General features: G+C 58.9%; 8 protein-coding genes. 5 read left to right on the plus strand and 3 right to left on the minus strand.

Translation table 11 applies throughout. The features are described from left to right. On the plus strand, window positions 1-800 hold an 800-nt coding region (nudC, locus tag BP737_RS08995), incomplete at its 5' end, for an NAD(+) diphosphatase (protein ID WP_342686130.1). A 137-nt stretch (window positions 801-937) separates the two neighbouring features. On the opposite strand, the gene BP737_RS09000 is transcribed toward nudC, so the two are convergent. Further along, a complete protein-coding gene (locus tag BP737_RS09000) occupies window positions 938-1066 on the minus strand; it encodes a hypothetical protein (RefSeq protein WP_292405272.1) in 129 nt (42 codons plus the stop codon). 82 nt (window positions 1067-1148) lie between these two features. Further along, window positions 1149-2372: an MFS transporter gene (locus BP737_RS09005; RefSeq protein WP_292405273.1), complete on the minus strand. Its 1224-nt coding sequence runs from the start codon at window positions 2370-2372 to the stop codon at window positions 1149-1151. A gap of 857 nt (window positions 2373-3229) precedes the next feature. Between BP737_RS09005 and BP737_RS09010 the strand changes: the two genes are divergently transcribed. Further along, window positions 3230-5272 (plus strand): acetate--CoA ligase family protein, encoded by a 2043-nt coding sequence (locus BP737_RS09010; protein ID WP_292405900.1) that lies wholly within the window; start codon window positions 3230-3232, stop codon window positions 5270-5272. 41 nt (window positions 5273-5313) lie between these two features. Here the strand turns inward: BP737_RS09010 and BP737_RS09015 are convergent, their stop codons facing one another. Further along, window positions 5314-6879: a glycosyltransferase family 2 protein gene (locus BP737_RS09015; protein WP_292405903.1), complete on the minus strand. Its 1566-nt coding sequence runs from the start codon at window positions 6877-6879 to the stop codon at window positions 5314-5316. A gap of 555 nt (window positions 6880-7434) precedes the next feature. Between BP737_RS09015 and BP737_RS09020 the strand changes: the two genes are divergently transcribed. From BP737_RS09020 to BP737_RS09030, 3 genes are all read left to right on the plus strand, one after another. Next, complete coding sequence (locus BP737_RS09020; protein WP_342686131.1) at window positions 7435-8067, plus strand: superoxide dismutase; 633 nt, start codon at window positions 7435-7437, stop codon at window positions 8065-8067. Between the two features lie 59 nt (window positions 8068-8126). Then, window positions 8127-8501, plus strand: a complete 375-nt coding sequence (locus BP737_RS09025) for a hypothetical protein (protein ID WP_342686132.1) — start codon at window positions 8127-8129, stop codon at window positions 8499-8501. 188 nt (window positions 8502-8689) lie between these two features. After that, the gene (locus tag BP737_RS09030; protein ID WP_342686133.1) at window positions 8690-10297 is read left to right on the plus strand and encodes a PAS domain-containing sensor histidine kinase; all 1608 of its coding nucleotides are present in this window, start codon (window positions 8690-8692) and stop codon (window positions 10295-10297) included. The last annotated feature ends 126 nt before the right edge of the window (window positions 10298-10423 follow it).

The following is a 10423-nucleotide window of genomic DNA, read 5'->3' on the forward strand; positions in this document are numbered from 1 at the left end:
CCCGGTATCCGGGGCCCGAGTCTGTACCGGAAGAGGGAGTCCTCTACGTAATTGTCCGGGAATCGGGCGTCTGCGTCACCACGGGAGACAGACCGCAGATCTTCCTCGACAGGAATCCAAAATCCGACGGATGCACGGTAGAGCGTATCCAGTACCTCGGACACCGGGGTGCGGCGCCCTGCTATGCGGCGGAGATAGCAGCAGATACCCCTGTGCCGGAAGGCATGGAGCACTCCGCGGTCCGGGCGCTCTACGGCAGAATCCCGGAGGATGAGCTTGCAATAGCCGCCCTTGCGGTCCAGATCGTCGATTTCGATAGAACGACGCAGTTCTGCGGGAGGTGCGGGGCAAAGACCTCCCAGAGCCGCACCGAACGGGCGAAGATCTGCCCTGCATGCAACCGGATCGCCTACCCCCGGCTATCGCCTGCAATCATCGTGCTGGTGAAAGACGGCGAGAAGATCCTGCTCGCCCGCTCGCCCAGATTTTCGCCCGGAATGTACAGCATCGTCGCCGGCTTCGTAGAGCCGGGCGAGTCCCTGGAGCATGCCGCCCGCCGGGAAGTCAGGGAAGAGACCGGAGTCTCCGTCCGGAACATCCGGTACTTCGGTAGTGAGCCCTGGCCGTTCCCGGACTCTCTCATGATCGGGTTCGTCGCCGAGTACGCAGGAGGCGAAGTGATCGCGGACAATAACGAGATCGAGGCCGCAGGATGGTTCGACCGCGATCACCTGCCCCTTCTGCCGTCCACGATGAGCATTTCCCGGGCGCTCATCGAGTGGTGGAGAGGGGGAAGGTGACCGGAGCCGGGAATTCGGTTCCTCATCGCCGTACTGCCTCTTGTTGCGGCGAAACAGCCGTTCGGTGAGTCATACCCCCTCCCTCCGCCTTGACGAAGAACGCAAAACCACCTTTGATTCCGGAACCGAGCGTTCTTTCAGGCCCGGATCGTCTGCGAGGCGTTCGGTATCGGTCCGGTCGAGGCCATCGCCGAAGGTTCGCTCCCGATCACCGCCGACCCGGCATCGTCGGACGCGATCCTGCACGCCTTTGCACGAAAAAGCATCGCCGCGACCTCTGGGATAGGATCGGTCTTTCCCCGGGTATGCCTGATTCCACGTTCACACCCGATTCAACAGAACGCATTCTCAGTTGTTTCGTAGAGCACCACCGGGCTCGCCAGATTCCCGGACGGACAGGACAAAGAACCCGCAGACCGCGACGGCGATGAGAAAACTCATGAAGAAGCCGGGGCCGAACCCGCCGGCAGCAATGACGACCCCGGTGACGAGGGGGCCCGCCGAATGCCCGATATCCATGATGGACGACAGCGCCCCCATCGAAGCGCCCATTTGTTCCTTCTCTGCAACGTCCGCAACGTACGCACCGGTCGCAACCGTGGAGAGCGACATACCGAGGGCGAGAAGCAAACTTACAAGAAGAAACGCCGGGAACGTCGACGCAACCGGGATAGCGGCAACCGAGCACCCCAGAACAAAGAGTCCTCCAGCGATCTGGACCCGTTTATCGATCCGGTCGGAAATCCTGCCGAAGGACGGCTTCGTCACCGCGATGATCAGCGTCTGAGCGGCAAACAGGACCCCCGTCTGGTACGCATCCATCCCCCGGGAGAGCAAGACGAGCGGCAGGAACGTCTCAAACGCCCCGAAAGCGAAGTAAGTCGCCATGTCCACAAGCGCCGTTGCCCGAAGCCTCCGGTTCGTGAAAAACACAACAAAACTCCTGCGAAACGTCGAGAACGGGAGGAACGCGAGGGAGACCGGGGTCTCCTCCCGGTAGAGAAGAATCAGGACGACGACCGGCACCGCGGCGATTGCTGCGGCAAGGTAGACCATCCGATAAGGGACGAGCCCGGGGTAAAAGACAAAGAACGAGAGGATGGCCCCGCCGACAAGCGGGGCAAGGGTCCTCCCGATCAGGGTTGCGGAAGAGTACTGCCCGAGCACCTCCCCCTTCGTCCCCGGAAACCGTACGGCGATCATCGCAGCGATCACCGGCCCGAGAATGGCGGTTGCCAGCCCGTGGAAAAACCGGACCGGGATCAGCCAGAGCGGATCGGCGATGAAGAGATAGAGCAGAGGTGCCGAGAGGAATACCGTTCCGGCTACGAGGAGGAGCCGCCTCTTACCCAGATGATCCGAGAGAACCCCCACGGGAAACGAGAAGAGGATCCCGGCAAGCGGGGAGACCGCCGACACGAGGCCGATGACCACATCGCCGGCGCCCAGAGCCTGCGAGAAGAGGGGCAGCACCGGGTTCTTCGAGATGGTGGTTGAGAAGATCGCAAAAAACCCGACCAGGAAGAGAGAATACACCGTCTGGCGATCCGGAGATGAATGGCGCCCGATCATGACTCCTCTCTCCGGTTGACTGCAGAGGGTCCCCGGCAAGCGGGGAGACCGGCGAAGAAGATCATAGCCAGAGTATGATATCGAATCGTATGTCGCTCAACTCCGCTCATTCCGGTGATTCACGAAAAAAAAACGCCGCTTGTTGGATATAGTCTCAGTACATCCTCCCTTTCCGAATCGTCCCGGCTCCTCATAGACTGTCATTATCGATGTTAATCTCTACGCCGAAGCCCATAAATGGTACCGACCGGGTGTTCGGAATCTACTCGAAGACCGGACCATCTCCCGGACATTCACGCCCGTTGCACAGCCAGCAGTTCATGAGGGATCTCGCCCCGGCAAATCCCGGTCGTCCGTGCCGCAGAATGATATCCGGGACATGCCCGGGCGACCCCGATCCCTGGAGAGACGCACGCCCTGCGGGACCCGACCATGGAGCGGGTATCCTCGACCACAACAAGCCGAGAGTTCCGCTCCATTGCTCATACAGGGCACGCACTGCACACCCCTCCTCCGCCCGGCGCCAACGCGGGCTTTCAGGAGGGTTCCGGCCCCGAGATTGGGCAGCCACAGGATACACTCGTTCTCGTGTGAGCCGGGATAACGGCATTTACTCAGCAATTCCGGAAATTCAAAGGCAGATCGGCGGCATCTGAAACGGCTGACGACATCTCCCGATAGAGATTTATCATGTAGAATCATTACAAAACCTATAAAGGGAATCTGAGACCACGCTGTACAGTTCATTCCGACCTCTTGGTTTGGCTTTCCAGGAGACGGCTCATCTGTCAGGGAACCTGAACTGCAGGATCATAGAGACCCTTGAATAGGGATACGCAAAACATGAGGAGATGACCATGGTCAAAAGAATGCTGAGCGAATTCGAATCGTATGATCTCCTGAAACAATACGGCGTACCGGTACCGGAGCACGCAATCGTCCAGACTGCACCAGAAGCAGGTAAAGCAGCAGAGAAGATCGGCTTTCCGGTCGTTCTGAAGATCTATTCGCCCCAGATCATCCATAAAAGCGATGCAGGCGGCGTGATCGTCAGTATCTCATCAAAACAGGCCGCCGAGGAGGCATTCAATAAGATCGTCGGGAACGCAAAGGCGTATAACCCCAAAGCCGAGATCAAGGGCGTCATCGTCGAGCAGCAGGCGGCGCCGGGGCTTGAATTGATCATCGGCGGGAAGACCGATCCGGCGTTCGGGAAGGTGCTCACCTTCGGTATGGGGGGGACGCTCGTCGAGTTGATGAAGGACGTCGCCCTGCGGATTCTGCCGATCTCCGAGGAGACGATCCGGGAGATGATCAAGGAGATCCACGGATACCCGATAATCAAAGGTTACCGGGGGGCGAAGCCGAGAGACGAGGAGACGCTCGTTCAGATCATGTGGGCGATCAACCGCTTCTTCGCCGAGAGCACCAATGTCGTGGAGTTCGACATCAATCCGGTTCGACTGTACGAGTCCGGGGCCTGCATCGTCGATGCCCGGATCTTCGTCGATGACGAAGCCGTGGAGCAGACCCTGAAAGAGCGGCCGTTCGTGCCGATCGAGTACTTCACCCCTCGCTCCGTAGCCGTCATCGGCGCATCGTCCGAACCGAAGAAGATGGGCTACGCCGTGATGCACAATCTCCTCCATTTCCCGGGGCAACTTTACCCGGTAAACAACAAACGCCCGGAGGTGCAGGGACTCAAAGCGTATCCATCCATCCTTGATATCCCGAACCCCGTCGATATGGCGGTCATTACCGTCCCGGCAAAGCATGTCCCGAGCGTGATTGAGGAGTGCGGGCAGAAAGGCGTCTCGATGGTGATCATCATCACTGCCGGGTTTAAGGAGATGGGAGAGGAAGGAGCGGCCCTGGAAGACCGGGTCCTCGAGATCGCAAAAGGCTACGGCACGCGGATCGTGGGTCCGAACTGTCTCGGGCTGATCATCCCCCCAAAGGGCATCGATACCACCTACGTTCACCAGTCACCCAAAGCCGGTAACATCGCCTTCATCTCCCAGAGCGGCGCCATCATCAACACGGTGGTCGACTGGAGCATCAAGCAGGACATCGGCTTTTCCGTGGTCATCTCGGTCGGCAACCAGGCAGACCTCAACTTCATCGATTACCTGCGGTTCGTGGAACGTGACCCGAAGACCAAAGGCATCATCCTCTACGTCGAAGAGATCCAGGACGGCAAGACCTTCATGAAAGTGGTCGGCGAGGTCGCAAAGACCAAACCCGTCGTGGCGATCAAGGCCGGTTCGTCCCGGAAAGGGCAGCAGGCGGCATCGTCCCATACGGGCTCGCTCTCGGGGTCGTACGACGTGTATATGGAAGCATTCCGCCAGTCCGGCGTGATCCCCGTCCACACCCTGACCGGTACATTCCAGGTCGCCGAGATGCTGTCGCTCCCGAAAGGCTACCCCCGCGGCAAGCGGGCGATCGTAATCACAAACGCCGGCGGATTCGCGGTACTCTCCTCCGACTACGCCGAACGCTACGGCATCGATCTGATCACCCTGCCGCCGAAGGTCCTCAAGGAACTCAACGAATTTCTGCCGGAGTTCTGGAACAAGAATAACCCGATCGACCTCCTCGGCGATGCCAACGAGAAGCGGTTTGAGCAGACATTCAGTGCGCTCGCCAAGCACCAGGACTGCTGGGACATTGCGTTCGTCGTCGGGTTCCCAAACCTCGTCATCGGATCGGAGCAGGTCGCAAACCAGATCGTCCGGTTCTCGGAGAAGACCGAGAATATGATCGTCGGGACGCTCCTCGGCGGCGACTCCATGGAACGGGGCCGTAAAGTTCTCAAAGAAAACGGCATTCCGAGCTTCGACGAACTTGACTTCACCTTCCGCGTGATGGGGAGAATTCTCTGGCAGAGATTCCGCTAAAGCTCTCCAGCCATCGACTTTTTTCTACCGACGCCGGCGCTTCAGCGCCCCGATCCCGGGACGAAACGCCCGCTCTCTACCGTCGCGGACGCCCGTCTTCCGTCCCTTCGCCAGACTACCAGAAACGACGAGAGGACAAGAAGCGTATAGCAGGCCCAGAAGAGCGGGATTGCCGTGCCTGAACCCGGTCCCCCGGAGACAAGCCGCACGACGCCGACGGTCATCGAGACCAGAACGGCCGCAATCACCAGGAGAACCGGCACGATCCTGGCACGGGACCGGCCGGCAGGTCCCGACACTACTTTTGGGGTCACGACGAACGGCAGTTGCTTCCCGGAGACGACGTACCAGAGCGCCCGGGCGTATACGAAAGAGAGCGTGTTGAAGATCGCCTGCGAGAGGACAAGGTCACGCAGAGAGTACTCTCGTTCGCGGATGCTGATGAGGACCTGGAGCGCGATCACCACGACGAGCACAACGGCAAAGACCGGGGGAACCCACACCGGCAGGATCGGGATGCCGAAGATCAGCGTGAAGACAGGGAGGAGAAAGAGTGCCACGTTCACTCCGCCAAGCAGGTAGATCGAGGCGATCACGACGAACTCGAGCCACTGAAACGGGGCCATGTTTTTCGGATGCATCAGAAGTTGCCGGAGGATGGTTCCGAGGAACTGAGTATTTCCGTATGCCCAGCGGAGTTGCTGGGTGAAGTACGCCGTGAGGTTTGGCGGTGCAATGCCCTCTGCGTATACGGTATCGAGAAAGAGCCCGCGATACCCCCTGAGATGGAACGCAAAGGAAGTGGCGATGTCTTCGGCGATGCACGTCTCATCCATCCCCCCGATGGCGGCAAGGTGGCTCACCCGGAAGATGCAGTTTGAGCCGGTCAACATGGCGGTATCATTGGCGGAAAGCCCCCTGCAGACATGCTTGTTGTAGATGTGCTGCTGGTATGAGAACGTAACGCTTATCGCATCGCTTGACTCCGACGGAAAGAATTGCGGAGTCTGAATGAAGGAGAGGGCGGGGTCGGCTTCGAGAATCGGGATAAGGTCGGTGAGGATCGCCGGCTTCACCTTCTGGTCGGCATCGAGGACCAGGAGATACGATGTATCGTCGTCGAGGAGGGGGAGGGCGTGGTTGATTGCTCCCGCTTTGAAGCCTGCTCTATGGTCACGGTGGACATAACGGAGATTATATATGCGAGAGATCTCCTGCATCGCTGCCCGTTTTCGCGGGTCTGTGGAGTCGTCAAGGAGATAGATACAGACATCCGGATAGGAGATCGTCGTACATGCCCGGACACAGGAATCGACCACGCGAGGCTCCTCGTTATAAACAGGAATGAAGACTGCGACACGGCAGGCGGCCGCCTGGCACGGCGCTACGGGATGACCCCGGTAGGCATAGAGCGACCGCAGAAGGTGATCGGCGTAACTCATGAACTGAATCACCCCGAATGCGGTGACAACTACCAGGAGAAGAGAGAGCACTCTCGCGAACAGACCCCAGGCCGCCCCGGTGAGTATGAGGTGCAGATCCCGGAGGAGAACGACAGTGAGCAGCACCACGAGCGTGGCAGTAAAGAGCGAAATACGTGTTGCCATCTTCATGGTAGGTCCACCGTTGTGCCCAGACGCCATCATACAGGGACACCTCGCGGCTGCGGTACCATCGACCTGGTAAACGAAGCAAGGCTCCATGCAACGGAATGCGAGGCAGTTCAAAATGTCACTCTACCGGCATATATAATGCTTCCGAACATGGTTGTTCCGCCGCCCCGATAGTCCTTAACGATCAAAAAAGACTGCATCGTTGCTATTTTCATCATCCAGGAAAGTTATCGTCATGAAGTCGAAGATGAGATTTACATAAAGGCATGATCGGATCGGTCCGGCCCCGTTCCGGCATCCGGATGGCACGCGGGCGGCGAGAAGGTGCAAAATCCCCCCGGTGGAGGGGGAACGACGTCAACCGCAAGATGTACAGAGCGTACCGCTGTAGAGGTCGTCCGGCACAATCAACATAAGATCGGTCGATCGGCACTCTGCGATTGAGGCTCTCAATCCCGGCTGAAAAAACCCGGGTGCCCCCGAGGGGAGGAGGGGGAGCCTGTACCGATACTCTCAAATAGATCGCTAACCTTCTGAAAATTGATCATTATGGCTGTACAGAAGATAGCAACTGCATCGTTGAAGAGGTATGAACTGCCGCCCCTGCCCTACGCACCGGATGCCCTTGAGCCGTATATCTCAAAAGAACAACTCTCCCTGCATCACGATAAGCACCACCAGGCTTACGTGACCGGGGCGAACGCCAACCTTGAGAAATTGGAGAAGGCACGGCAGGAAGGCGCCGAAATCGACATGAAAGCGCTGTTAAAGGAACTCTCGTTCAACATAGGCGGCCATGTCCTGCACACCCTCTTCTGGCCGACCATGGCGCCGGCCGGGAAGGGCGGCGGCGGAGCCCCGAAAGGCGCCATTGCGGACCGGATAGAACAGGAATGGGGTTCTTTTGACCGATTCAAGGCCGAGTTCACGAAAACGGCCGCGAGTGTCGAGGGCTCCGGGTGGGCGGCTCTGGCCTACGACAGCATGACGGCTCGCCCCGTGATCATGCAGATTGAGAAACACAACAACAACGTCTATCCCTCATTGAAGATCCTGATGGTGCTCGACGTGTGGGAGCACGCCTACTACGTCGATTACAAGAACAACCGGGGTCAGTTTATCGATGCGTTCTGGAACGTCGTGAACTGGGACGCGGTGAACAAAAGACTGGAAAACCTCTAACCGTCTCTTTTTTTCCGCCGGGAGATACCCGCCGCACGGGCCGGCCCCGGACGAAAGACATGATTTCGTCTGCCGTCCCGCCGGGATTACGTGACCTCGCGACCGTCGCCGGGGCGAGCGTTGTCCAGAGTAAGATGGAGCACTACTGCTGCGGCGGAGTCAAGAACCTCTTCGACCGGCACCAGACCATCCCTGCGAGGGGGCTTTCCCGATTAAACCGGCTCGTCCGTCAGGATTTTATGCGTCATAATCTGGCCGTGATGATCGTCGACTGCCCGGGCTGTGAACTGGCGTACGACCATATGGGAGTGCCGGTGCTCCATATCGCCGGGTTCCTGGCACTCGCAATGGGTGCATCCCCCCGGGAGACGGTTCGCATCCAGGGTCATCTGACATCGCTCTCGCCGGCCCTCAACCGGATCGGGGTCCTATAATCTCCGCTTTGAGTTCCTGCGGCGAGAAGGGAGGGCTTTCCGACGGACAGGATGAACCTCGACGTGGTTCGGGGGAGAAGAGACAAACCAGTCCGGGGAGGGCTCCAACCGCAAATATCTTAACACCCTGAATATGAGCTTATTTACATAATTTTATCAGGATAATTTTCAGGGAGCGAGATACTCATATGAACAGAGCAGATCCAATATCCACCCAACTGCAGGCGGCGTTTCGGACCCTCGACGAACCCGGCGTTTGTATCATCGTGATCAACCCGAACATGCAGGTGATCTGGGCAAACGCCTATGCCATGAAACTGTTCTCGGCAGGCGATGATGAAATTCTGGGGTCCAATGCCTGTCAGGTCTTGGATATCCACCTGACGCCGTTCCTGGATGAAAAAGGAGACGCCCAAAAACTTCTCACCGCGATGCGCGACGGCGACGAGGTGTCCGGTCTCGAACTCTCAGTACGGAACCCCGATGAAGGGGAACGACGGTTCGTCTACTCCAGTCGGCGGCTGGAACAGGACCCATTCGCAGGGATCTGGGTGCTCCGCATGCGGGATGTCACCGGCAGAAAGGCCGACGAACGGCTGCTCTCTTTAAACAGGCAACTCCTGATCCTCAACCAGATCATGGAGGTATCGGCGTCGTCCCTATCGCTCGACGAATTACTCGATGCATCACTCTCCAGGACGCTGGATCTGCTCAACTTCAATGTAGGGCTGATCTACCTCCTTAACCCGGAGCGGACGCTGGCACTCACGCGCTACCATCACGCCGTCCCGAAAGACTACTTTTCCCGGTACGGGACGATAACGGTCCATCACTGGCCCTGGAATTTAGTCTTTGTCGCCGGACAGCCGTGCTACGTTGAACAGCATAATGAATCCGGCACAGTCGCAGAGGAGGTCCTCTCGTCGCTCGGGGTCTCCGCACTTGCCTGCATCCCTATCCTCGCGGAATCGATCGTCGTCGGCGCACTCTTTCTAGGGAGCAGAGATAAACAGCGGTTTGAAGACGAAGAGCGCCGCCTGCTTGAGGCGGTCGCACGGGAGATCGGTTCGGGCGTTCTCCGGAGCATGCTCCACAAGCGGCTGGAGGCGGCCCACCGTGAGACGAACCTCTACCTTGATATCATGACCCATGACCTTAAAAACGCAGAAAACGTCGCGAACCTCTACTGCGATCTCCTGCTCGATATGCTGGAGGACGACGCCGCGCTGTATGCAAGGAAACTCAAGGGGAGCGTCAGAAAGAGCACCAGGATTCTCCAGAACGTCTCGACCATCCGGCGGATTCACCAGGAACCGCCCGACCTCAAGCCGATCCCCATCAGCAGCGTGATCCGGGCCGGGATAGACCGTATTCCGGAGGCAAAGGTCGCGTTGTTCGTGGACACCTCGGTGGAGGTCCTGGCGGACGACCTGCTCCCGGAGATCTTTTCGAACCTCGTCGGGAACGCCGTCAAGTTCGGCGGACCGGATGCCGGGATCGCGATCCGGGTGGAGAACGATCCGGGAGAAGACCGCACGGTGGTGGTAACCGTTGAGGATACGGGGCCCGGCATCCCCGACGGGATGAAAGAGGCGATCTTTCACCGGTTCAGAGAGGGCAAGAGTCAGGGGCACGGGGACGGGCTCGGCCTGTACATCGTCGGGATGCTGATCGAGCGCTACGGCGGCAGGATCTGGGCAGAGGACCGGGTTTGCGGGAGACCGGACCTCGGGGCATCGTTCCGGTTCACGCTGCGCGAAGCGGTGCATGGAGAGACCGGCGGGCATAAGGAGTGATGCTCTTCACGCCGCTGCTGGTACGGTCGCGGTCTGTCGGATTTTGAGCCCCGCCGTATACCGGCGCGCCCAGACATAGCCGACCAGTGCGCCGACCGCGTTTCCCGCGATAACCCCCCACCAGAC

This window comes from Methanoculleus sp. UBA291 (assembly GCF_002499755.1).
GTDB lineage: Archaea > Halobacteriota > Methanomicrobia > Methanomicrobiales > Methanoculleaceae > Methanoculleus > Methanoculleus palmolei.

Bases quoted from the DNA above. Each gene is read 5' to 3' on its own strand.
- BP737_RS09000 (WP_292405272.1), bottom strand. From the start codon at position 1,066: ATGCTTTTTCGTGCAAAGGCGTGCAGGATCGCGTCCGACGATGCCGGG.
- BP737_RS09005 (WP_292405273.1), bottom strand. From the start codon at position 2,372: ATGATCGGGCGCCATTCATCTCCGGATCGCCAGACGGTGTATTCTCTC.
- BP737_RS09010 (WP_292405900.1), top strand. From the start codon at position 3,230: ATGGTCAAAAGAATGCTGAGCGAATTCGAATCGTATGATCTCCTGAAA.
- BP737_RS09015 (WP_292405903.1), bottom strand. From the start codon at position 6,879: ATGGCAACACGTATTTCGCTCTTTACTGCCACGCTCGTGGTGCTGCTC.
- BP737_RS09020 (WP_342686131.1), top strand. From the start codon at position 7,435: ATGGCTGTACAGAAGATAGCAACTGCATCGTTGAAGAGGTATGAACTG.
- BP737_RS09025 (WP_342686132.1), top strand. From the start codon at position 8,127: ATGATTTCGTCTGCCGTCCCGCCGGGATTACGTGACCTCGCGACCGTC.
- BP737_RS09030 (WP_342686133.1), top strand. From the start codon at position 8,690: ATGAACAGAGCAGATCCAATATCCACCCAACTGCAGGCGGCGTTTCGG.